Raw genomic sequence first — 21,346 nt, forward strand, 5'->3', positions numbered from 1 at the left:
CTAGACCCGGGCGAATTCGCCCGCCGTACTCCACGCTTCGCGCTCGAGGGCGTATGCCGTGCGCTGGCGGCCACGGAACTCGTCTATTGACGGCGCATTGTGGGCAAGGAACGTTGAATACTCCGCCATGGAGAACTCACCCTCGGTGATCGTGACACCGCCGTTCCCGCGTCCGGTGGCAAGTTCGTCACGCAGCTCGAGAAGCTCCTCGGCGCTCACCGGGTACCAGCTGATCTGGTCAAAGAATCGCAGCAGCCAGGGTGTTCCGGGTTCGAAAGCGCCTGCATTGTCAGGATGCCGATGGTTCCAGACCTGTACGGTCCGTCCGACCAATTGATATCCGCCAGGGCCCTCCATGCCGTAGATGCACAGGTACGCCCCGCCGATGCCGACGGCGTTCTCCGGTGTCCAGGTACGCGCGGGGTTGTACTTGGTGGTGACGAGCCGATGCCGGGGATCAACCGGAGTTGCCACGGGCGCGCCCAGATACACATCGCCCAGGCCGAGAACCAGATATGAGGCATCGTGCACCGTGCGATACACCTCATCAACGGTGTCCAAACCATTGATGCGCCTGATGAATTCGATGTTCCATGGCATCCAGGGGGCGTCTGCGCGCACACCGAGGCGATACCGTTCCATGGCTTCGCGGGCGGATGGATCGTCCCAGGAAAGGGGCATGGCCACCCGGCGGCTGGGCACGACCAGCTCACTGGAAGCGGGCAGGTGCTCGTCGATATCGTCCAGTAGTCCCAGCACCTTGCCCATGGGGAGCCTGTCGGGATCGAAGTGCACCTGTAGCGACCGGATACCCGGCGTCAGATCGACGATCCCGGAGGTATGGGTGTCCTCGAGCCGTTGGTGTAACGCGTGGACGCGCGCACGGAGCGCTAAATCCAGTGTGAGGTCGCCGTATTCAACCAGAATGTTGTCGTCGCCGCTGCGGCGGTAAGTCATAGTGGGCGCGTCGTCGCGGGCCGGCCGATATGCCAGCACGCCGTCGTCGCCGTCGCCGTGGGTGGAGAACACCGAGGGCCAGTGCCCGCGGCGATCGATTCCGATCGAGCGCAGCGAGGCGCTGCGAGAGGCTTCGATTCGGATGAACCGCAGCGTGTCGCCCGCGCGCAGCTGCCCCAGCTTCCACCGGTCGGCCGAGACCACCGTAACCGGGCAGACGAACCCGCCCAGGCTGGGTCCATCGGGGCCCAGCAAGATCGGCGTGTCGCCGGTGAAGTCCAGAGCGCCAATCGAATACGCGTTGTCGTGGATGTTCGACGGATGTAGCCCCGCCTCGCCGCCGTCGGTGCGTGCCCACTGCGGTTTGGGTCCGATAAGACGCACTCCGGTGCGATCGGAGTTGAAATGAACCTCGTAGTCCGTGGACAAAAGCTCGTCGATATCGCTGCGGGTGAAGAACTCGGGCGCGCCATGCGGCCCTTCGGTGACCGCGAGCTCCCAATGGTGCCCGATCGCCGGCTGTGCCGCGCCCGGAATGCATTGCAGTTCTGAGCTATTGGAGCTACTCAGCGCGAGGGCGTCTCCGGCGGCCAAGGCGCGTCCTGCCGGGCCACCAAACCCGCCGAGGGTGAAGGTGGCTGCACTGCCAAGGAATTGGGGAACTTCGATGCCGCCGGCGATCAGCACATAGATCCGCATTCCGGTGTCTGCGGCGGCGCCCACGGCGAGCGTGCCATCAGCGGGAACGGTGACGGCACGCCACTGGGGGACCGGCCGCCCGTTGACGGTGACCAGTGCGGGTGCGCCGGTCACGCAGACGAGGGTCGCTGCGGTGAAATGCAGTGTGGGACCGGCGAGTGTTGCCTCCAGCCCCGGTGCACCCTCGGGGTTGCCGACGGCCCGATTGCCCAGCCGGAACGACAGGTCGTCCATCGGGCCGGACGGCGGCACGCCCACCTGCCAGTATCCGGTGCGCCCCGGCCAGTCTTGCACCGTGGTCTGCATGCCGGGCGCCGTGACTGAGACGGTGTTCATGCGCTCTCCACCATCATCCGCACCGGAGTGGGATCGAACCCGTTGCACGGATTGTTGATCTGCGGGCAGTTCGATACCAGGACCAGGGTGTCGATCTCGGCCCGGAGCCTGATCTTCTTGCCCGGTGCGGAGAGGCCGTCGACGATGCCGAGGGTCCCGTCCTCGTCCACCGGGACATTCATATAGAAGTTGATGTTGGACACCAGGTCTCGCTTGCCCAGGCCCCATTTGGCACCTTCGAGCAGGAAGTTCTCCACGCAGGCGTGTTGGTGCTTGGTGTGGTGTCCGTAGCGCAGGGTGTTCGATTCTTGGGAGCAGGCGCCGCCGATGGTGTCGTGGCCGCCCACCTCATCCTCGACGATCGTCATCAGCGGGCTGGCGTCCTCGGCGCGCAGTACGGTTCCGGTGCGCAGAAAAAGGTTTCCTTGCGTCGCGATGGTTGCCTGCGCCGAGTAGCGCACCGCGGTATCGGCCGCCGAGTACAACAAGGTGTCGACGGCCTGGTTGCCTTTCAGGTCGATGATGGTCAACACATCGCCCGCAGCGACGACGGCGCTCCACGGTGCCCGTGCGGGTACCACCTCATCGAGAACCGTGCTTGTCACAGTGAATCTCCATTCTGTGCCGCCGCCCAGGCGTCTTCGGTGTTGAGGACGGCGCGTTGATATTCCGGGTCTGTGTTGGGTAGGTCGACCAGCTCGTCGAGTGCGGGCCAGGCCAGCACCTGGACGGGCCCGGTGTCGAAGGTGTCCGACGGATCGAGGGGGTGTGCGGTGTTCACCAGCAGAGCGATCACCGGCAAGTGGATCAGCAAATCCACTGCGGCTCCTGGGCCCGCGGTGCCGGCGCTGCGCAGCGCCCCGTCGGAGTCGGCGCGTATGCCATGAAAGAGCGACACCGACGGACCGATATCGCGTGGAGTGAGCCCGTGCTTGGCGGCGGCCAGCGTGAACAACTCGCGCCCGGCGGGGCTCGATGAATAGAGTTCACCCGCACCGTATTTGGCGGTGTTCGCGGCCAACGTGCTCGTTCCGCAGAAGGTGTCGTGATGTCCGGAACTATCGGCGACGATGGTGGCCAGCACCCGGCCCTGATCTGAGAGCAGCGGATGTCCGGTGCCGAGATATGCCTGCCAGGGAACCTTGACGGTGTCGGCGACATTGAGCCGCTCCCATGGGGCGTCGGCACGCAGCAGCACCATGCTCACACACGCGGAGCCGGTGACGTCGGTGAGTCGCAGCCGGGTGCCGCGACCGAGCACCTTGCCGGCGTACCGGCCTCCGGGGATGGTCTCGGCCCAGGTGAGCGTCAGTGGATCGACATCATCGGGGGCCCAGGGCCAGTTGGACGCGGGCAGCACCGGCATCGCATCGGTGATCTGGCCGGCTTGCGAGCGGGCGTGGTCCCGGGCTCCCTTGGTGGTCGCGGTTGTCATCAGGAGACCTCCTCGGTGGTGGAACCGGTGCGCCGGGGATAGGCCAAGATCCCGGCGATGAGCACCGCGGCGATGCAGATGGGAGCTATCCACACCAGATAGGGGTGTGCTCCCGTCGGGTCGAACACGGCCGAGCGTGGCCAGGACAGGTTGAGGACCATGAAGGCGCCATAGCCGACGGCGAGGATGTTGATCGGGAGTCCGAATCGTCCGAGCGAGAAGAGCTTACGTCCGTCGGCGTCGGTCTGGCCTACGTTTGCGTCCCACTTACTTCCGCCGATCCCTAAGCGGCGCAACAACAATGGTGTGGTGACCATCAAATAGGCCAGGTAGATCAGGGCGATGCAGACGCTACATAGGCTGGTAAACAGCGCGGCGTTGCCGAAGTTGACCACCAGGATCAGTACACAGCAGACCCCGACCACCACGGCTGGAGCGATCGGTGTGCCGGTGCGCGGGTTCACGTGTGAGAGCACATTGGAGAACGGGAGCTTGCCGTCGCGGGCCATCGAGAACATCAATCGGGAGGCCGCTGTCTGGATGGCGAGGGTGCAGACGAACACCGCGATCGCAACGTCGATGAGCAGCAGGGTGCCGAATGGGGAGGCCAACTTGCTATCCAATACATAAGGAAGGCCACCGGTGGCGAGCTGACCGTCGGTGAGGCTGGGGGCGGCCATCAACGCGCCCAGAATCATCAGCGCGCCGCCGATCGCCGAAACCACGATCGCGGACAGGATGGTGCGCGGCGCAACGCGGCGCGGGTTACGGGTCTCCTCGGCGAGCTCACTGGCCGAGCCGAACCCGACGAGTACGTAAGCCGCCATGAGCCCGGCCGCCAGGAACGCCCACGGATATCCGCTGCCGGCTGATCCTTCCGGGATGCCGGTGTGCAGCACCACGCTCGGGCCGCGCTCCGCGTTGGCGAAGAGCATGCCGACCACGGCGATGACGCCGACGATCTCGCACGTGACACCGATGGAGTTGATCCGGGACATCCAGTTGACGCCGACGGCATTGATGGCGGTCGTCGCAACCAGTAGCAGTGAACCCAGCAGCACGGCGTTCGACGCACCGCTGACACTCGTCAACGAGGGATCCGTGCCGACGAGCTGAAATCCGCTCCAGATTGTGGGCAGCACCACCTGGAGGGCGATCGCCGCTGCGGACGCGGTGACGATCTGGGCGATGATCATGAACCAGCCGGCGAACCAACCCACCACGGCTCCGCCGAGTCGACGGGCCCACTGGTAGATGGCGCCGGAGATCGGATAACGCGCGGCCAGCTCGGCGAAGTTCAGAGCCACCATGTACTGCCCGGCGAAGACGATCGGCCAGGTCCAGAAGAAGGCCGGGCCGCCGAAGCTGAACCCGAAGGCGAACAGCTGAAAGATTGTCGTCAGGATCGAGACGAATGAGAATCCTGCGGCGAAGGATGCGAATTTGCCAAGGCTCCGGTGCAACTGAGGTTTGTAGCCGAACGCGGCAAGGTCATCAGAGTCTGTGTTTGTTCTGCCGGCGATGCTGGCCGCGGACCGGGCCGCGGATTCGGTGGCCGTCGGGGCGTTCATGGGCACTCCCAAGTCGGTCCTCGGGCAACATGTTTTGCGCCCTGTTTGGTTGGCAAAACCCACGTCTATGTGGGAAGAAATATCTGTCATGCGATAGGTAAGTAAGTCTGACCGGCTGGCGGTACGCATGGGTGACAGTGCCGTTTCGGAACGTGGGCGCGGTGTAACATTGTCGTTGCGCAGATGTCGGAGCAATGACGAAACGCTCACCAAGTCATGGAATGGGGGCGTTGCCGAGGGGTACATGGAAGGGTCGGCACAATGTCAGGGCGACCGCGGCGTATCAGTCCCATTCGCGAGGGCAACACGACTCGCGACGAAATCCTCGATGCCTCGGCCGAGTTGTTCACCACCGACGGGTTCGCGGCAACCACCACCCGACGCATCGCCGAATCAGTGGGCGTGCAGCAGGCCTCGTTGTATTACCACTTCAAGACCAAGGACGACATCCTCGATGCGCTGCTGGCGATGACGATCGACCAGCCGCTGCACTACGCGGCGCTCATCGCGGAGCGCCCGGAGCCCCCAGTCGTGCGGCTGTATGCCCTCGCGCTTGCCGACGCCTCCCAGCTGGCGGCGAGCCGGTGGAATCTCGGGGCTCTCTATCTATTACCCGATCTGCGCGCCGATCGATTCGTGGCGTTCCGGCGCAAGCGGGACCGGCTCCGCACGCATTATCAGGATCTGGCCGCATCCGCATGCCGCGCGGATATGATCCGCGACGGGGTCGAGCGCTTGCCCTTCCGGCTCGTCGAGTCGGTGATCATGCTCCGGGCCGACGGAGACTCGATCGCTCCGGAGGCATTGGCCGACGCAACCTTGCGTGTTTTGGGGGTCACGGGGGATGCTGAAGAGGTCGAGGGGGCGGCTAGAGCGCTGTTGGGACAGCTGGGCTGGCCGGTGGCCGTTCCTAAGAGGTAGGCACAGTTGACCATGCTAGGGTGCCGTCCAGTACAAAATAGCCAAAATGTGATGGGAATTAGGTGCTGCAGTAAATGTCCGATCTGAAGCCGTACTACGAGGAATCTCAGTCCATATACGACATTTCGGACGAATTTTATGGCCTTTTCCTTGATGAAGAAACCATGGGCTACACCTGCGCGTACTTCGAGCGTGACGACCTGACCCTTGCCGAGGCGCAGCTGGCGAAGTTCGACCTCGCGCTCGGCAAGCTTGGCCTCGAGCCTGGGATGACGCTGCTGGACATCGGCTGTGGTTGGGGCGCCTGCCTGGAGCGCGCCATGCGGAAGTTCGACGTGAACGTCGTCGGTATCACCCTGAGTAAGAATCAGAGCGAGTACAGCCGCACGCGGCTGGCGAGGGTGGCCGAGGAGACCGGCCGTACCGCAGATATTCGTATGCAGGGCTGGGAAGAATTCAACGATAAAGTCGATCGAATTGTCACGATTGGCGCATTCGAGGCATTCAAGTCCGAGCGTTATCCGATCTTTTTTGAACGTGCATATGACATTCTTCCGGCAGATGGAAAAATGCTCCTGCACACCATTCTGGCTCACACCCAGAAATTCTTCCGGGAAAACGGAATTCCACTCACCATCAGTGATCTGAAATTCATGAAGTTCATCGGCGAGGAGATCTTCCCCGGTGGCCAGTTGCCGGCGGTCGAAGATATCGAGAAACTAGCTGCTGAATCCGGGTTCACGCTTGAGCGTACGCATTTGCTGCAGCCGCACTACGCGAAGACCCTGGATATCTGGGCCCAGAATCTTGAACAGCGCCGCGACGAAGCCATCAGGATTCAGTCTGAAGAGGTTTACGACCGCTTCATGAAGTACCTGACGGGCTGCGCGGACTTCTTCCGCCGCGGTATCACCAACGTCGGTCAGTTCACATTGGTCAAATAGCGATACTTAACAGGTAAACGCCGTCTCACGCTTGCGCGAGGCGGCGTTTCTGTTCCTCGATATCGAAATCGGCGGGTGGCCACGAGAGATTTAGGCCGTCCAGTGTTTCGTCGAGAAGTGCGGTAACCGCGAGCCTGCTGTACCACTTGCGGTCGCAGGGGATGACGTGCCAGGGCGCGTATTCCGTGCTCGTCTTCTCCAGCACTGCTTGGTAGGCGTCCTGGTAGGCGGGCCAGAACGCACGTTCGTCGATGTCGTTGGGATTGAACTTCCAGTACTTGTCCGGACGGTCCAGCCGCTCGGCAAGGCGCTCCTTCTGCTTGTCGAGCGATACCACGAGGGCGACCTTGAGGATTGTCGTTCCTGCCTCGGTCAGCTCCTTCTCGAAGGCGTTGATCTCGTCGTAGCGGGCGCCCCAGACCTCCGGCGGAACCAGGCTGTGCACCCGCACCACCAGAATGTCCTCGTAGTGCGAACGGTCGAAGACGCCGAGCTGACCGCCCGCCGGCAGTGCGTTGCGAATGCGCCACAGGTAATGGTGCTTGCGCTCGTCTTCGGTGGGAACCCCGAAGCTGGCATGTTCAATGCCTTGCGGATCTACTTGTCCCACAACATGTTTAACGATTCCCCCCTTGCCGGAGGTGTCCATCCCCTGTAAGACCAGCAGCACCGAGCGGTGGTCGCCGCTGCGCCCGTTGGCGTACAGCATCTCTTGCAGCACCCCGAGGCGTTCGGACAGTTCGGCCTGCAGGGCTTCGCCGTCCTCTCGCGACCCGTCGAACCCGGGTGTGGAACGGGTATCGATATCGGCGAACGATAGGCCGGGTCGGTAGCGCAGCGCGGACGTGTCGATCCTGGGGGTCATGCCGTGTGACCCTAGCGAGGTCGGCTTACGCCGAGTGGGTTTGACGCGCTTGCGGTGGCGGCGGAACCGGTGACGGGTGTGGCATGTCGACGAACTTCTCCCGGGATCCACCCACGCCCACGATGCCCAGCACCGCGTTCCAGGAGATCATCGTCAGGTAGTCGATGAGTTCGTCGGAGCTCATCCGCGGGTGCGACATCCACGAGTGGGTGGCGAGCTGGACGCCGCCCACGATCATGTACGCCCACGGCTCCACACCGTGGGTGTCCATGGACGCTTCGGACATCTGGCGGCGCAGCGACAGCGCGAGCATGCGGGCGATGATGCGTTCGGAATCTGCGATGGCCTTGCTGCGGCTGGTGGAGCTGTTGGCCATGACGAACGGATAAATCTCGGGCTCGGCGGCGACGGTCTCGACATACACCTTGATCGCGGTGCGGGTGAGGTCGTAGCCGTCGAGCCGGGCCGACAGGGCTGTGGCCATTTTCGGGATCAGGGTGGTCTGTGCGAACCGTGTCATGACTGCAGTCGTCAGATCGTTCTTGTCGACGAAGTATCGGTAGAGCACCGTCTTGGAAACGCCGATGTCGGAGGCGATCTCATCCATGCTGATATCGCGCCCACGGTGCCTGATGGCCTCGAGGGTGCCGTCGACGAGTTCGGTGCGTCGTTCGACCTTGTGCTTATGCCAGCGGCGCTTGCGACCATCAGTCTTGATAGCCGCAGGCTGCGTTTTACTTGCCACGGTTATCGCCACATTCCCTTAGTTATCTGTAACCGATACTACTTCACGGGGCCCTTGACGATGCATGACGCGCTCGATACCGGATGATGGAGGGGTGGCAGGCAAGCACAGCGATCAGCCCCGCACGCGGAATGTGTCCGGTGGCGTCTTCGCGATGGGTAATTCGGCCGTCGACGAGGAGCGCCAAAAGCAGCTTCGCCGAATGAAAGCCGTGGCTACGGGGTTCCTGATCGGGGCCACCGTGTTGTTTCTGGCTTGCCGTTGGTGGCAGTCCGCCGGAGCGCCGGGCTGGGTGGGTTATGTCGGAGCGGCCGCAGAGGCCGGCATGGTCGGTGCGCTTGCAGACTGGTTTGCTGTAACCGCCCTATTCCGGCATCCGCTTGGGCTAAAAATCCCGCACACAGCGATCATCAAGCGCAAGAAGGATCAGCTGGGGGAGGGGCTCGGGAACTTCGTCCGGGAGAACTTCATGTCACCGGCCGTCATCACCGCCAAGGTGCGGGATGCGCAGATCGCGGGCCGGCTGGGTAAGTGGATGAGTGACCGGTCGCACGCCGAGCGGGTCGCGGCCGAGGCTTCCACGGTGCTCCGGGTCGGCGCGCAGATGCTGCGTGACGAGGACGTACAGCAGGCCATAGACAGCGTGATCGTCCGCAGGATCGCCGAACCGACGTGGGGGCCGCCGGTGGGGCGGGTGCTCTCGACAGTGCTCAAGGAGGACCGACACGCGCCGGTGATCCAGCTGCTGTGCGACCGCGCCTTTGAATGGGCGCTGGGCGCCAGCGACACGATCGATCGCGTGGTGGTGCGTGACTCGCCCAGCTGGACACCCAAGTTCGTCGACCATTTCGTGGGCGACCGTATCTATCGCGAGTTGGTCGATTTCACGGACAAGGTGCGCCGCAATCCTGATCACGACCTGCGTCAATCCGTGAACAGGTTGTTGTACGAGTTCGCCGACGATCTGCAGCACGACGACCTGACCATCGCCAAGGCCGAGGCCATCAAGGCTCGGTTGATGGCGCGCGCGGAAGTTCAGAATGCCGCCGCCACTGCGTGGTCCGCCGCCAAGAAGATGATCACCGAGTCCGTGGACGATCCGTCCAGCGAGCTACGCACCCGGATTGCCGACACCGTGGTGCGAATCGGGGAGACGCTGCGTGACGACCAGTCCGTGCGCGACAAGGTCGACGGTTGGGTGGAACGTGCGGCCCGGCATGTGGTGGATCAGTACGGAGCGGAGATCACGGCCGTCATCACCGAGACGATCGAGCGTTGGGATGCTGAAGAGGCAAGTCGCCGGATCGAATTGCATGTCGGGCGTGACCTGCAGTTCATTCGTATCAACGGCACGGTGGTGGGTTCGCTGGCAGGTTTGGTGATCTACACCGTGGCGCAGGTGCTCTTCTAAAAAGGCCCTGACCCGGCTATTCCCGCGCTGGAGTGACTTGGCCCACATTGCTAACAGTAGTGCTTGCAATAGCTAGCACTGCAGCTTACGGTGGTTCTTATGTCGCAGGAATCAGACCTCGCTGCCGCTGTGAGCAACGCCGCCTCCGATATCGGAGGCTTTATCCGGGCACAGCGTGAGGCCGCGCAGGTCTCCGTGCGTCAGCTGGCCGAGAAGGCCGGCGTGAGCAACCCGTACCTCAGTCAGATCGAACGCGGACTGCGCCGTCCGTCGGCGGAGGTGCTCAATCAAATCGCAAAGGCGCTAAGGGTTTCGGCGGAGGTGTTGTACGTGCGTGCGGGCATTTTGGATCGTAGTGATGCCAGCCCGGTACGGGACGCCATCATTGCCGATACCGTCATCACCGAGCGGCAGAAGCAGGTGTTGTTGGACGTCTACGGCTCATTCGTTCAGCAAAACACCGAAGCGAATTCCGAACTGGCTCAACCCGATCCCGAGTCCCCTGGCGACAACTGAATAACTTTCCCCATCCCGAAAGGAATCTGGCATGACCAAGAAGAACAACTCGTTCGACGATCTGAAGACCCCGTTCTACGTAGCCGTCGGCGCCGGTGACCTGGCACTGGCTGCGGTCGCCGATGTCGTTGTGAAGCTGCGCGAGCGCGCCGAGGAAGCCGCCTCTGAGGCCGGTGCCCGCGTGGACGAGACGCGTGACCGGCTGCGCGAGCTGTCGTCCGAGCTGCCCACCGATGTCAACGAGCTGCGCGACCGGTTCACGCCCGAGGAGCTGCGCAAGGTTGCCGAGGCTTACCTGCAGGTGGCGACCGATATCTACAACAACCTGGCCGAGCGTGGCGAAGATGCTATTGAGCGTCTCCGCAGCACCCCGGGCATCGAGGAGAACGTGACCCGCGCTGAGGGTCTGGTGGGCAACTACGCCGAGCTGACCGAGCAGGCGCTGGGCACTGTTGCCAGCCAGACTCGCGCCGTCGGCGAGCGTGCCGCCAAGCTGGTCGGCATAGACCTGTCGAGCAAGGCCGCTCCGGCGACGAAGGCTCCCGCCAAGAAGGCCGCGCCGGCCAAGAAGGCTGCCCCCGCCAAGAAGGCCGCCCCGGCCAAGGCCGCAGCCAAGAAGGCCGCGCCTGCCAAGAAGGCCCCGGCCAAGAAGACGGCAACCCGCACCGTCACCCAGAAGTAGGCAGTTCCAGCTCCGGCAGCCACCCGATCAGCCACGTAGGCTGATCGGGTGGCTTTCACTTTTCATGTCTTCGCGCTGATCTCGCTCGTCGCCCTTGTGGCGGCGATCGTCGGGTTGGTCCATGCCGCGATTCAGCCCGCAGACGCGTTCGTGGCGGCGGAAAAGCAGACCAAGACCACCTGGATAGTCATCCTCGCCGGAGCGGCCGTGCTGACCCTGATTCCAGGGTTGGAGCTGTTGACCGCCGGAATCGCCGCCGTGGCGGCTGGGGTGTATTTCGTCGACGTCCGTCCCCGTGTGCTTGAGGTGCAGGGCAAGTCGCGGTAATGCGCGCGGTTGCGGCGCTGGTCGCGTTGACCGCCGCTCTGCTGACGGTGAATGCGGTGCCCGCGGCTGCCATAGAGCCCGCACTGATTGACCACGTATCTTGGGGTACAACATCTTTGGGCCGCACGCTGCGTATCTATCCGTCTCCCCTGGGGCGTACATATGAGGCACCCGACGGCGCCGACATCGCGTGGGCCGAGGTCCTCGTGCTGGCCCCCGATGCGCAGTCGGCGGGTATGCGGATGCAGTTCGACTGTCATTGGTCTGGGCGAGCGTTCATCCCGAACAAGCCGAGCTGGAACCTGGAGCCGTGGCGGCCACCGGTGGACGCGGCATTGATGGCGGTGTCTCGGTGCAACCCGGGTGCACCTGAGATTTAGGCGCCGATCCGCCCGGCTCTCAGCGAGAAAATCCGGGGACCGGGTGGTGGGTCGCCAGCATGCCCCGCATAGTCGGGCAAATTGCACTGTGACATGAATCAATTCCGCGAATGAATTACAATTATGTAATTCCTCCGAGACCACTGGTTTATCTCGACGTTATTGGTGGAAGTAAGAAATCACTAAAGCCCCAGACAGCCCAGTGGCAACTTTTCTTACCATTCTCCGCTTGCGTAACGCACACCTCGTGAGTAACGATTGCAACAGTGATCACAATCTGATCACGACCGGACTGGCAGGTGGTACCTCACGCATCACGTGCTCTGGCCGGTGACAGAGGATCGGGGTGCAGTGACATGAAGGTCGTCATGGACCGGGCGCGATGGGTGCGCGACAGGCGTGCGGTGTGTCTGATCGTCAATGTGCTGTTCGTGATGTCGTTGTCCATGACCGCGAGCGTCGCGTCAGCCGATTCTGTGAATTGGGACGCGATTGCCGAATGCGAATCCGGCGGAAACTGGTCCGCAAATACCGGAAACGGTTTCTATGGGGGCCTGCAATTCAAGCCTTCCACCTGGGCGTCTCACGGTGGTGTGGGGAATCCTGCGGATGCATCCCGCGAACAGCAGATTGCCGTCGCAGAGAGTGTTATGCAGACGCAAGGCCTTGGTGCGTGGCCGGAATGTGGCGGTGGTGGCACCGGCCCGATGACCGGCGGGCGATCGGGATGTCAATTCGTCCCCGGAGGCAGCATTTTCGGGATCGTCAACTTCCGTCAGATGTGCAGCGGGGTAGTAGGGCTGATTCCCCCCGCCGGCTAGCCGGAAGCGGCGCCGCGGCGAGGCTCTTCCGCGATGAGGTGTGTCGGCACGGTGTGGCCGTGTCGTGCGTCGGTAGGTGCGCGACGAGTGTGCACGCGACAAAAGGTAGGGCCCCGGGCCGACCCTCTAGATAGTAGGTTTGGCTTACCTAATGTCAGTTATATATTCGGTGCCGCAGAGCGCTGGAGCCCTCGCGCCCACCTGTATTGAGCCACAAGGAGAGCAGTCAACATGTCGACTGAAGTCGCCGAGAAACTCGAGAAGATTCTGCGCGGAGAGCTCGCGGTCAGCGCGAATGAGATTACCCGTGACAAGTTGTTGATCGATGACCTCGGGCTCGACTCGGTGGGATTCGCGCTGGGTCTCGTCCTCATCGAGGAGCAGTTCGGCGTCACCCTTACCGAAGATCAGCTGCTCGTGTGTGATTCCTTCGGCGACCTTGTCGACATCGTTTCGTCAGGGCAGGCCACGGCCTCACCCGAAGCCACCAGTGCGGTCGCCGAGTAGACGTTCACAGAACGAGAAAGGCGAGAGAGTCATGACTAGTTCCACAGCGAACGTGCCCGCAGTGCAGGGAAATGCATTGGCGGAGAAAGTTTCCGAGGCGATGCTGACCTCGTCCGCCGATTTGGTGGTCATGGACGGCGCGACGCGCGAATGGCATCGGTTCCCCTGGGCCGAGGTGCATGCACGAGCGGAGACCGTCGCCGTCGACCTGCTCGATAACGCGAATGGTCCCGTGGGTGCGCTGGGACTGATCGGCACTCCCACCGTCGACTTGGTGGCCAGCGTCCAGGGCGCCTGGCTGGCAGGCACGAGCGTGTCGTTCTTCCCCGGCCTGGTGCGCGGAGCCGATCTGGACCGCTGGGCGCATACGACCTTGGAGCGCTGTGCGGCGATCGGTGTGTGCACGATCTACAGCAATGGTCGGGAGCTGGAGCAGCTGCGTGCGGTGGGGTCCAGCATTCGGATCGAGGATGTGGCGCAGATCGGCGCGCGTCCCCGGCCGCAGGCGTTCACGCCCGTGCAGACCGGAGACGAGACCACGCCCGCGGTCCTCCAGAACTCTTCCGGCTCCACCGGCACGCCCAAGACCGCCGTCCTGTCCCGGGGAGCTGTCATGAGCAACGTCAGTGCGATGGTGCGCCGCGCTGAGTTGACCGGCGAAGACTTGACCTGCAGCTGGTTGCCGCTGTACCACGATATGGGCCTGATCACGCTGCTGGCTTCGTTCTGGACGGGCATGCCGCTGTGGCTGGCACCCAATAGCGCCTTTGCGGCCTCGCCGATCAGGTGGCTGGACTGGCTCACCGAAAGTGGCGCGACATATCTGATGGCGCCGAACTTCGCGTACGACATTATTGGCCGGTACGTCGACAAGATCGACCGCGGAGTCGACCTCGGCAAGCTCCGCGCGGCGGTCAGTGCGGCCGAGTTGATCAACTGCGACGGTTTCGAGCGCTTCCTCACCGCGGCGACTCCCCATGGTTTCTCCCCGGGTGCGGCGGTGGCGGCCTGGGGCCTGGCGGAAGGGACGTGTGTAGTGACCATGACCCGGCCCGGTGTGGGAGCGAGATCCGACGACGTGCTCGTCGCTACCCCCGATGGCGGCCAGGCTCCCCGCAGATACGCACTGGTCGGCTCGGCGTTCGACGGGATGGAGGTCCGGGTGGTGCCCGCCGCGCGCGAGGTGCCGGCGATCAGCGGTAGGGAAGTCGGGCAGGTCGAAATCAAGGGCGCCTGCATGATGAACGGATATCTGGGCAGCCTGGCCATCGACAGGAACGAGTGGTTCAACACGGGCGACCTCGGCTATTTCCATGATGGTGACTTGGTCATCGTCGGCCGCTTCAAGGAGCTCATCGTCCTTGCCGGGCGCAATGTGTATCCCATCGACGTGGAGCGCGCGGCCGCGTCGGTCGAAGGGGTACGGGCAGGCAGAGTCGCGGCCGTGGGCCTCGACGAAGGTGGTGTCCGCCCGAGGCTCGCGCTGGCCGTCGAGTACAAAGGCACCGACTTCGAGACGGCGCGCAGGCAGGTAGTGCAGCGCGTTACCGCAGACTGCGGGGTCGTGCCCTCAGAAGTCGTGTTCGTCCCCCCGGGTGACCTGCCGATCACGACGTCGGGCAAGCTGCGGCGTCTCGAGGTCAAGCGTCTTATCGAGACCGGTGGAGGTCTGCGATGACCCTGGCCGATCCGGAGAACCAGACTGCCGCCCCGCTGTCTACCGAAGGTTTTCGCGCGCTGCTGAGCTCAGTCATCGATGACGAGGTGACGTCATGGGTGGACGAGGCCGAGAAGACCGAGCGATTCCCCCGTGCGCTCATCGAGCGCTTCGGCAGTACCGGTGTGCTGGCCGACAAATGGGCGTCCGGGGCGCTGCCCGATGTGGCGAAGCTGGTCTCGCTGGGCTTTGCGCTGGGCGGCCTCGGTTCGATCGGAATCAGCATCGGCGCGAGCTTGCACGACTCCGCGATTTCCATCTTGCGCCGGTTCGGTAGGACCGATTACCTGCGTGAGATCACCGAGCAGGCGATCCGCGGTGAGACGGTGCTGTGTATCGGCGCTTCCGAAGAGGCCGGTGGCTCCGATCTCCAGATTTCTGAGACCGTGGCCCGCAGCGTTGACGGCGGCTACCACGTGCGGGGCAGCAAGAAATTCGTCTCACTCGGCCCGATCTCGGATCACATCGTCGTCGTCGCTCGCGGCGCCGACGACGATGCCGCCAGCAAGTCCGGCAATGTCATGTTGCTGCTGGTGCCGACCGCCCAGGTGGTGGTGCATGAGCGATACCGCAAGCTCAGTGCGGGTCCGCTCGATACTGCTCCGGTCGATATTGATACGTGGGTTCCTGCCGACGCACTGATCGCCCGCCCCGGTGCGGGGCTTGCCGCGATCAGCTGGGGTCTGTCCCATGAGCGGCTCGGCATCGCGGCTCAGGTGGTGGCTCTCTGCGAGAAGGCTCTTGGGATCACTATTGCCCGCATGATGGACCGGGTGCAGTTCGGTAGCACTCTGCTGGGGCACCAGGCGTTGCGCTTACGTATCGCGGACCTGCAGTGCCGGGTCGACATGATGCGCTATTCGCTTGAGGGCATCGCCGCGACGGGGGAGATGAACCTGCGTACCGCGGCGGCGGCGAAGGTCACGGCCGCTCGGCTCGGCGAAGAGGTGCTCTCCGAGTGCCTGCACATCTTCGGCGGTTCGGGATACCTGACCGACGAGACTCCGGTCGGCCGCTGGTGGCGCGATATGAAGCTGGCCCGGGTGGGCGGTGGTACCGACGAGACTCTCTGGGAGTTCGTCGCCGCCACTATGAAATCCGATATCGACGGCTACCGTTCCTTGGGCGTCTAGGCCATCGGGCCGGGGACATCCGCCGGGGTGCGCGGCGTGGTGTACAGCGCCATTCGGCGGTTGGGCATCTGATGCTCGCCCAGGAAGGTGCAGCCGATGTGCTCAAAGACCCTGCGCGTCTCGAAGTTCTGGTATTCGGGGTCGAACATGACCCGCTTACATTGCGGCTCCAGCTCGAAGAAGCTCTTGATGAGCTTGGGCAGGATCATGACCATGAAGCCCTTGCTGGCCATGGCCTGGTTGGCGATGGCGCCGTGTATTCCCAGGTCGTAGGGGTCGGCGGCGTACTTTTCGCCGATGGAATCCTGAGCTGCCCGATAAAACTCCAGGTAGCCCACGGGCTCGTCCCGGAACAGCACAAGGTAGGGGTGCGAATAGGTGCTCTCGACCTGGGCCTTGAGCTGGTCGTACCAGCGTTCATCCGGCCAGTCTTGCTCCCAGCCGTTGACCAGCGCCGGCTGGCGCATCCAGCGGGCAATCAGCGCAGTGTCATCGCTGTCCGGGTCCACAAGCCGCACACCGAATGGGCTGACGAGCTTCGGTTCCGGAGGTGCGGGTACCGAGGGGTCGGGGGCGACGTGGCGGTAGAGCACTGGCCAGGGGCGTTCCATAAAGATAAGGATAGGCTATCCAACTGTGAATCCTGGCACGACCCGGACAAGAAAGGACGCGCCGAAAGATTCACGGAAACAGGGCATTGGCCTCTGCATAGGGGATGGCGCGGGTCGCGAATCCGAAGGTGCCCTGCTGTGCGATCTCCCGGGCCCCGTCGACGAACGCCCCTAGCGCGGCGCGCGCCATCGCGGATCCGAGGCTGATCCGGCGCACACCCCATTGGGCGATCTCCTCCACCGAGTGATTCAGCACGAACCCCGTGGCGAGCACATTGACCGGGCGATCGACTGCCGCGCAGACGGCGCGGACAGCGTCGGCATCGGGCAGGCCCGGTGCGTACACCACATCGGCGCCGGCCTCGGCGTATGCGGTCAGCCGGGTGATGGTGTCAGACAGGTCCGGCCTGCCGTAGAGGAAGTTCTCGGCCCGCGCCGTCAGCGTGAAGGGGAACGGCAGATCGCGCACCGTATGCACCGCCGCCGTAATGCGGTCCACCGCTTCGGCGAGCGAGAAGATCGGTGCGCTGGGAATCCCGGTGGCATCCTCGATCGATCCGCCCACCAGCCCCGAGGCCGCTGCCTCGCGGATGGTCATGGCGATGTCCCCGATGGTGGGGCCGCCGTTCTCCAGGTCGGCCGAGACCGGCAGATGGGTGGCGGCCGCGATCTGCGAAGCATTGGCCAGCGTCTCGGCCTGGCTGACCAGATTGGCGCCGTCATGCCGTCCGAGCGCGAACGCCAATCCGGCGCTGGTGGTGGCCAGCGCGGGGAAGCCGCAGCCGGTGAGGATGCGGGCCGAACCGGCGTCCCACGGGTTGGGGACCACGAACGTCCCGGACTGATGAAGGGCCGCGAACGCGACCGCACGCTCATGCTGGGAGGTCATGTATGCGACGCTAGCCCTATGACTGAGCCCATCACGGATTCGGCAGGCACACCGACGGTTTGGCCTACTCGCCGGGAGGTGGCCGCACGTATCGACCACACCCTGCTGAAGCCCGAAGCGACGCTCGGGGATGTGCAAGCCCTCATCGCGGAGGCCGTCGACCTCGGAGTGCTGGCCGTGTGTGTTTCGCCCTCGATGCTGCCGATCGAGGCTCCTGGGCTGATTGTTGCGGCCGTGGTGGGATTCCCCTCAGGGAAACATCTTTCGTCCGTCAAGGCGCATGAGGCCGCCCTCGCGGTGGCCGCGGGCGCGACTGAGATCGACATGGTGATCGACGTGGGCGCCGCGGTGGCAGGCGATTTCGCGTCGGTGCGGGCCGATATCGAGGCGGTGCGGCGTGCTGTCCCGGCGGCGACTCTCAAGGTCATCATCGAGTCTGCGGCGCTGCAGGAGCACTCCGGTGCCGGAGCGATCCGTGAGGCCTGTCGGGTGAGCGAAGCCGCCGGGGCTGATTTTGTGAAGACTTCCACCGGGTTTCACCCGTCGGGAGGGGCGACGGTGGAGGCTGTGCACATCATGGCCGAGACGGTCGGTGATCGGCTGCAGGTCAAGGCCAGCGGCGGAATCCGGACCGCGCAGGATGCCGCGGCCATGCTCGATGCCGGCGCGACCCGGCTAGGCCTCTCGAGCAGTCGGGCGGTCCTGGATGGGTTCCTGCACTAGAACGAGAGGCTCTGCAGGCAGGGATTCTCCACCGGCTTCATCGGCTGATTGGTGCTCGACAGCTTCACCGTGATGCCGTCGTTGGTGACCTTGACCTCTTGGGCCTTGAGACCCATCGGGTACTCGCCGCCGACGAGCCCCCTGGAGAAGGTATCGAGAGCCGGTTGGATGATCTCGCGGGGCAGGCCGATGAACGCGGACACGTTCTCGGATTGCAGCGTCACCATGCCGTCCTTGATGACGGGCTTGGTGGTGATCTGTGCCAGCCCGCCGGCAGCGCTCAGCGTCACCTCGCCGGTGGACTCATTGGTGGTGGCATCGCCGACCATCGAGCCGAGCATGCCCGGCACGAGGGCCCTGGCGCTCTCGGTGATGCCGGAGGTCGGCCAGGACACCTCGACGTCGAGGCGCCCGATGGTGCCGAGTGAGTCGGCCGTCTTCTTCAGCGAGACGTCGCGCACCGTGATGGCGACGGACATCTTCTTGGCCTGCGCGATCTGATTGCCGGCGGTCCTGATCGTGAGCTTGTCGATGTGATCACCGAGGTATTGCACGACGAGTGGCATCGGGCCGAAGGATGCGGTCGCGCCGTCCTGCACCAGACAGGACGTGGCGGCGTTCACCTCGCTGCTGGTCCGCTGGCGTGCATAGAGCTCGATGCCGAGAACGGCGGCTACGAACACGGCGACCACGATGACGGCGATGAGGACCAGCGACCTGTAGTCGCGGCCCTTCTTGGGCTCGGCAGGCTGCGCCGGCACCTCTGCTGGTGGGGAGTCGACCGGCGGTGGAGCCACCGGGCTCTGCAGGGTCGGCGGCTGCTCGTGCGGCGGGGGCGGCACCTGCTCTTGGCGCGGGGGCGGCACCTGCTGGGACGGCGGTTGCCACGGCGAGGGCTCGGGAGGTGTCGATCCGGGTGGGCCGAGCGGCGGCTGAGGCGGTGTCGTCACCCGCGCGATTGTGCCTTACTGGGCTGAGGACGAGTTAAGGACGGGCAAGATCTTGCGGGTCTCGGCGACCGCGTCCAGGTTCAGGTCCGCCACGATGAGCTCCGGCTCCGGACCGGCCTGGGCAATGAGTTCGCCGGTCGGCGAGGCCAGCAGGCTGCCGCCGATCCCCGTCGGAGAACCGCCTGTGGACGCCTCCAACGCGGGCAGGGCCTGGTCGGAGGCGGCGATGAAGCATGTCGAGTCGGCGGCCCGGGCCCGCGCCAGCAGCGTCCACTGATCCCATTTACCGGTCCCGGCGGCCCAGGAGGCGCTGACGGTGATCACCTGCGCGCCGCGATGCGCCAGGTCGGTGTACAGGGCGGGGAAGCGGATGTCGTAACACGTGGTCAGCCCGACGGTCACGCCGTCGACCGTGATGAGCACCGGCCTGTCCCCGGGGGCGACGGTGGCCGATTCGCGGAAGCCGAACGCGTCGTAGAGATGGATCTTGTTGTAGTGCGTCTCCACGCCGGGGCCGGTGGCCAGCAGCGTGTTGTGGACGCGGCCGTCGGTTGAGGGGGTGAACATGCCGACCACGACGGTCAGGCCGGCTTCGTGTGCGATCGCGCGGACCCCATCGGCCCACGGACCGCTTACGGGCTGGGCGATAGGGCGCAAGGGCACGCCGAACCGGCACATGGTGGCTTCCGGGAAGACGACCAGGGTGGCGCCCTGTGCAGCGGCATCGCGCACCGTGGCCGCGACTGTGGCCAGGTTCTCGGTGGGATCGGCACTGCTGGTGATCTGCGCCAACACTATCCGCATGTGTTCCAGCCTAGGCCAGCGGCGCGACGGCTGCCCACTGTGTCGTCAAGATGCAGTCACGGACCTGCCGTCTTTGCTGTTCGACGGGAAATCCACTGTCGCGCAGTGATTTCAGCATCGTACGCCAGCGCACTCGGGGGCCGAACACGCCGTGTGGGGCCGCCGCTGCCCAGTGGCGGTCGGCGGCGGTGAGCAGATCGTGGATGGGTTGGCCCGGAACATTTTGGTGGATAAGGGCTTTGGGTAGGCGCTCGGCCAGGTCGGATGGCTTGTCGATATCGAAGGGGTCGCAGGCCAGGGTGAGGGTTTGCGGTCCCGTCGCGTCGAGGAGTAACCATGCGCAGCGGCGCCCGAGCTCGTCGCAGGTGCCCTCGATGATGAGCCCGCCGGGCGCGAGCCGGGCCGTCATCGCGGCCCAGGCCTGCGCCACCTCTGATTCCGGGTACTGGCGCAACACATTGAAGGCACGCACCAGAACCGGTGTGTGGCCTGCTAACTCGAACCCACCGAGACCGAAATGGACTCCGTCGCGTGGTGGAACAACCCGTTCCGGATCGATCTCCAGCCCCACTATCCGCACGTCGGACCGAACTGTTCGCAGCCGCGAGGCCAGCTCCAACGTGGTGGTGGGCATGGCGCCGTATCCCAGATCCACCACCAGGGGATGGGCGGCATCGGCCAGTACGGCCTGGACATCGGGGTGATGGACCAGCCAGCGGTCGCTGCGACGCAGCCGATTGATGCCCGTGGTGCCACGGGTGATGGTCCCCTGTGGGCGGGGGGTGGGAGAGGGCCCAGGGCGGGGGGTGGGAGAGGAGGCCACGTCTCCATGGTGCCTGGACGGCCGCTGCCTGCGGTAATCGGGATTTCTTGGGATCGGTAGCGCGGCGGGGCGCCTTCACTTGAGCCATGACGGAGCCATCGGGGCGACGGACGACGAAGGGACAGATGATGAATCGAGTAATCGTGGGCGCCATGGGACTTCTCGCTGCCGGAGCGGTGGTGGTTGGCTGCTCGACCGACAAGCCGGGCGGATCGCAGGTGAGCTCTGGCAGTAATGCCGAGGTCAAGGTGGACGGCAAGGATCTGGCCGGCCTCGACCTCAAGTCCGTGACCTGCGTCAAGCAGGGCGGCAATATCAATGTGGCAAGCGGCGCCGTCAACGGCCAGCAGGGCCTGGGTGTCGTCATGACCGACGAGACGCCCCCCAAGGTGCAGTCGCTCGGATTGGTGTACGACGGCGCCGCGCTCGCGGTCAGCAGCGGCATGGGGGCCGGCGTCGGCTCGGCCGATGTCAAGGTCGATGGGAAGACGTACACCATTACCGGCGAGGCCTCCGGTGCCGATGTGAAGAACCCGATGGCCGGGATGATCACCAAGCCGTTCACCATCAAGGTGAGCT

At 64.4% G+C, this 21,346-nt stretch carries 24 protein-coding genes; 13 read left to right on the plus strand and 11 right to left on the minus strand.

Annotated features, from left to right (window positions below):
• From AC5Y5C_RS04120 to AC5Y5C_RS04135, 4 genes are read right to left on the minus strand one after another with little or no spacing between them, the layout of a single operon-like run.
• Nucleotides 1-1,992 carry a 5-oxoprolinase/urea amidolyase family protein gene (locus AC5Y5C_RS04120; protein WP_499969198.1) on the minus strand — a complete coding sequence of 664 codons (1,992 nt, stop codon included), beginning with the start codon at nt 1,990-1,992 and terminating at the stop codon, nt 1-3.
• Entirely contained in the window at nt 1,989-2,597 is a 609-nt protein-coding gene (locus AC5Y5C_RS04125; protein WP_499969199.1) for an urea amidolyase associated protein UAAP2, read from the minus strand. The genes AC5Y5C_RS04120 and AC5Y5C_RS04125 overlap by 4 nt, the downstream gene beginning before the upstream one ends.
• Entirely contained in the window at nt 2,594-3,427 is an 834-nt protein-coding gene (locus tag AC5Y5C_RS04130; RefSeq protein ID WP_499969201.1) for an urea amidolyase associated protein UAAP1, read from the minus strand. The genes AC5Y5C_RS04125 and AC5Y5C_RS04130 overlap by 4 nt, the downstream gene beginning before the upstream one ends.
• Complete coding sequence (locus AC5Y5C_RS04135) at nt 3,427-4,998, minus strand: amino acid permease (protein WP_499969202.1); 1,572 nt, start codon at nt 4,996-4,998, stop codon at nt 3,427-3,429. Before AC5Y5C_RS04135 ends, AC5Y5C_RS04130 begins: the two co-directional genes overlap by 1 nt.
• Before the next feature lie 261 nt (nt 4,999-5,259).
• Between AC5Y5C_RS04135 and AC5Y5C_RS04140 the strand changes: the two genes are divergently transcribed.
• Together AC5Y5C_RS04140 and AC5Y5C_RS04145 are read left to right on the plus strand one after the other, a co-directional pair.
• Nucleotides 5,260-5,919 (plus strand): TetR/AcrR family transcriptional regulator, encoded by a 660-nt coding sequence (locus tag AC5Y5C_RS04140; RefSeq protein WP_499969203.1) that lies wholly within the window; start codon nt 5,260-5,262, stop codon nt 5,917-5,919.
• 74 nt (nt 5,920-5,993) lie between these two features.
• Complete coding sequence (locus AC5Y5C_RS04145; protein ID WP_499969205.1) at nt 5,994-6,863, plus strand: cyclopropane mycolic acid synthase family methyltransferase; 870 nt, start codon at nt 5,994-5,996, stop codon at nt 6,861-6,863.
• A 25-nt stretch (nt 6,864-6,888) separates the two neighbouring features.
• On the opposite strand, the gene AC5Y5C_RS04150 is transcribed toward AC5Y5C_RS04145, so the two are convergent.
• Both AC5Y5C_RS04150 and AC5Y5C_RS04155 read right to left on the minus strand, forming a co-directional pair.
• A complete protein-coding gene (locus tag AC5Y5C_RS04150) occupies nt 6,889-7,728 on the minus strand; it encodes a polyphosphate kinase 2 family protein (RefSeq protein ID WP_499969207.1) in 840 nt (279 codons plus the stop codon).
• A gap of 25 nt (nt 7,729-7,753) precedes the next feature.
• Nucleotides 7,754-8,473, minus strand: a complete 720-nt coding sequence (locus AC5Y5C_RS04155) for a TetR/AcrR family transcriptional regulator (RefSeq protein WP_499969209.1) — start codon at nt 8,471-8,473, stop codon at nt 7,754-7,756.
• Between the two features lie 64 nt (nt 8,474-8,537).
• Between AC5Y5C_RS04155 and AC5Y5C_RS04160 the strand changes: the two genes are divergently transcribed.
• The 9 genes from AC5Y5C_RS04160 to AC5Y5C_RS04200 all read left to right on the plus strand — a co-directional run bounded on the left by AC5Y5C_RS04160 (nt 8,538) and on the right by AC5Y5C_RS04200 (nt 15,967).
• A complete protein-coding gene (locus AC5Y5C_RS04160) occupies nt 8,538-9,884 on the plus strand; it encodes a DUF445 domain-containing protein (RefSeq protein WP_499969211.1) in 1,347 nt (448 codons plus the stop codon).
• A gap of 99 nt (nt 9,885-9,983) precedes the next feature.
• Nucleotides 9,984-10,400 (plus strand): helix-turn-helix domain-containing protein, encoded by a 417-nt coding sequence (locus AC5Y5C_RS04165; protein WP_499969213.1) that lies wholly within the window; start codon nt 9,984-9,986, stop codon nt 10,398-10,400.
• 31 nt (nt 10,401-10,431) lie between these two features.
• A complete protein-coding gene (locus AC5Y5C_RS04170; RefSeq protein WP_499969214.1) occupies nt 10,432-11,082 on the plus strand; it encodes a heparin-binding hemagglutinin in 651 nt (216 codons plus the stop codon).
• Nucleotides 11,083-11,130: 48 nt separating this feature from the next.
• The gene (locus AC5Y5C_RS04175) at nt 11,131-11,409 is read left to right on the plus strand and encodes a DUF2516 family protein (RefSeq protein WP_499969215.1); all 279 of its coding nucleotides are present in this window, start codon (nt 11,131-11,133) and stop codon (nt 11,407-11,409) included.
• Entirely contained in the window at nt 11,409-11,789 is a 381-nt protein-coding gene (locus AC5Y5C_RS04180; RefSeq protein ID WP_499969217.1) for a DUF2599 domain-containing protein, read from the plus strand. The genes AC5Y5C_RS04175 and AC5Y5C_RS04180 overlap by 1 nt, the downstream gene beginning before the upstream one ends.
• 356 nt (nt 11,790-12,145) lie before the next feature.
• Entirely contained in the window at nt 12,146-12,610 is a 465-nt protein-coding gene (locus AC5Y5C_RS04185; protein WP_499969219.1) for a transglycosylase family protein, read from the plus strand.
• A 231-nt stretch (nt 12,611-12,841) separates the two neighbouring features.
• Nucleotides 12,842-13,117: an acyl carrier protein gene (locus AC5Y5C_RS04190; RefSeq protein ID WP_499969221.1), complete on the plus strand. Its 276-nt coding sequence runs from the start codon at nt 12,842-12,844 to the stop codon at nt 13,115-13,117.
• A 31-nt stretch (nt 13,118-13,148) separates the two neighbouring features.
• Nucleotides 13,149-14,795 (plus strand): long-chain-fatty acid--ACP ligase MbtM, encoded by a 1,647-nt coding sequence (gene mbtM / locus AC5Y5C_RS04195; RefSeq protein ID WP_499969223.1) that lies wholly within the window; start codon nt 13,149-13,151, stop codon nt 14,793-14,795.
• Complete coding sequence (locus AC5Y5C_RS04200) at nt 14,792-15,967, plus strand: acyl-CoA dehydrogenase family protein (protein WP_499969225.1); 1,176 nt, start codon at nt 14,792-14,794, stop codon at nt 15,965-15,967. Before mbtM ends, AC5Y5C_RS04200 begins: the two co-directional genes overlap by 4 nt.
• Here the strand turns inward: AC5Y5C_RS04200 and AC5Y5C_RS04205 are convergent.
• Both AC5Y5C_RS04205 and AC5Y5C_RS04210 read right to left on the minus strand, forming a co-directional pair.
• The gene (locus AC5Y5C_RS04205) at nt 15,964-16,578 is read right to left on the minus strand and encodes a GNAT family N-acetyltransferase (RefSeq protein ID WP_499969227.1); all 615 of its coding nucleotides are present in this window, start codon (nt 16,576-16,578) and stop codon (nt 15,964-15,966) included. The genes AC5Y5C_RS04200 and AC5Y5C_RS04205 overlap by 4 nt on opposite strands.
• A 70-nt stretch (nt 16,579-16,648) precedes the next feature.
• Nucleotides 16,649-17,467, minus strand: coding sequence for an isocitrate lyase/PEP mutase family protein (locus AC5Y5C_RS04210; RefSeq protein WP_499969228.1), 819 nt, complete (start codon nt 17,465-17,467; stop codon nt 16,649-16,651).
• 18 nt (nt 17,468-17,485) lie between these two features.
• Here AC5Y5C_RS04210 and deoC point away from each other — a divergent pair, with 18 nt between their 5' ends.
• The gene (gene deoC, locus AC5Y5C_RS04215; RefSeq protein WP_499969229.1) at nt 17,486-18,190 is read left to right on the plus strand and encodes a deoxyribose-phosphate aldolase; all 705 of its coding nucleotides are present in this window, start codon (nt 17,486-17,488) and stop codon (nt 18,188-18,190) included.
• Here the strand turns inward: deoC and AC5Y5C_RS04220 are convergent.
• The 3 genes from AC5Y5C_RS04220 to AC5Y5C_RS04230 are packed head-to-tail and all read right to left on the minus strand — an operon-like array spanning nt 18,187 to nt 20,767.
• Entirely contained in the window at nt 18,187-19,140 is a 954-nt protein-coding gene (locus AC5Y5C_RS04220; protein WP_499969231.1) for an LmeA family phospholipid-binding protein, read from the minus strand. The two genes, deoC and AC5Y5C_RS04220, sit on opposite strands and share 4 nt — an antisense overlap.
• Before the next feature lie 15 nt (nt 19,141-19,155).
• Complete coding sequence (locus AC5Y5C_RS04225) at nt 19,156-19,944, minus strand: carbon-nitrogen hydrolase family protein (protein ID WP_499969233.1); 789 nt, start codon at nt 19,942-19,944, stop codon at nt 19,156-19,158.
• Between the two features lie 10 nt (nt 19,945-19,954).
• Nucleotides 19,955-20,767 carry a class I SAM-dependent methyltransferase gene (locus tag AC5Y5C_RS04230; RefSeq protein WP_499969235.1) on the minus strand — a complete coding sequence of 271 codons (813 nt, stop codon included), beginning with the start codon at nt 20,765-20,767 and terminating at the stop codon, nt 19,955-19,957.
• A gap of 128 nt (nt 20,768-20,895) precedes the next feature.
• On the opposite strand from AC5Y5C_RS04230, the gene AC5Y5C_RS04235 reads away from it, so the two are divergent.
• The coding region (locus tag AC5Y5C_RS04235; RefSeq protein ID WP_499969372.1) for a lipoprotein LpqH at nt 20,896-21,346 on the plus strand (451 nt) is incomplete at its 3' end.

Source organism: Mycobacterium sp. NGS15, assembly GCF_059813245.1.

Bases quoted from the DNA above. Each gene is read 5' to 3' on its own strand.
- AC5Y5C_RS04120 (WP_499969198.1), bottom strand. From the start codon at position 1,992: ATGAACACCGTCTCAGTCACGGCGCCCGGCATGCAGACCACGGTGCAA.
- AC5Y5C_RS04130 (WP_499969201.1), bottom strand. From the start codon at position 3,427: ATGACAACCGCGACCACCAAGGGAGCCCGGGACCACGCCCGCTCGCAA.
- AC5Y5C_RS04135 (WP_499969202.1), bottom strand. From the start codon at position 4,998: ATGAACGCCCCGACGGCCACCGAATCCGCGGCCCGGTCCGCGGCCAGC.
- AC5Y5C_RS04140 (WP_499969203.1), top strand. From the start codon at position 5,260: ATGTCAGGGCGACCGCGGCGTATCAGTCCCATTCGCGAGGGCAACACG.
- AC5Y5C_RS04145 (WP_499969205.1), top strand. From the start codon at position 5,994: ATGTCCGATCTGAAGCCGTACTACGAGGAATCTCAGTCCATATACGAC.
- AC5Y5C_RS04150 (WP_499969207.1), bottom strand. From the start codon at position 7,728: ATGACCCCCAGGATCGACACGTCCGCGCTGCGCTACCGACCCGGCCTA.
- AC5Y5C_RS04160 (WP_499969211.1), top strand. From the start codon at position 8,538: ATGACGCGCTCGATACCGGATGATGGAGGGGTGGCAGGCAAGCACAGC.
- AC5Y5C_RS04165 (WP_499969213.1), top strand. From the start codon at position 9,984: ATGTCGCAGGAATCAGACCTCGCTGCCGCTGTGAGCAACGCCGCCTCC.
- AC5Y5C_RS04170 (WP_499969214.1), top strand. From the start codon at position 10,432: ATGACCAAGAAGAACAACTCGTTCGACGATCTGAAGACCCCGTTCTAC.
- AC5Y5C_RS04180 (WP_499969217.1), top strand. From the start codon at position 11,409: ATGCGCGCGGTTGCGGCGCTGGTCGCGTTGACCGCCGCTCTGCTGACG.
- AC5Y5C_RS04185 (WP_499969219.1), top strand. From the start codon at position 12,146: ATGAAGGTCGTCATGGACCGGGCGCGATGGGTGCGCGACAGGCGTGCG.
- AC5Y5C_RS04190 (WP_499969221.1), top strand. From the start codon at position 12,842: ATGTCGACTGAAGTCGCCGAGAAACTCGAGAAGATTCTGCGCGGAGAG.
- mbtM (WP_499969223.1), top strand. From the start codon at position 13,149: ATGACTAGTTCCACAGCGAACGTGCCCGCAGTGCAGGGAAATGCATTG.
- AC5Y5C_RS04200 (WP_499969225.1), top strand. From the start codon at position 14,792: ATGACCCTGGCCGATCCGGAGAACCAGACTGCCGCCCCGCTGTCTACC.
- AC5Y5C_RS04205 (WP_499969227.1), bottom strand. From the start codon at position 16,578: ATGGAACGCCCCTGGCCAGTGCTCTACCGCCACGTCGCCCCCGACCCC.
- AC5Y5C_RS04210 (WP_499969228.1), bottom strand. From the start codon at position 17,467: ATGACCTCCCAGCATGAGCGTGCGGTCGCGTTCGCGGCCCTTCATCAG.
- deoC (WP_499969229.1), top strand. From the start codon at position 17,486: ATGACTGAGCCCATCACGGATTCGGCAGGCACACCGACGGTTTGGCCT.
- AC5Y5C_RS04225 (WP_499969233.1), bottom strand. From the start codon at position 19,944: ATGCGGATAGTGTTGGCGCAGATCACCAGCAGTGCCGATCCCACCGAG.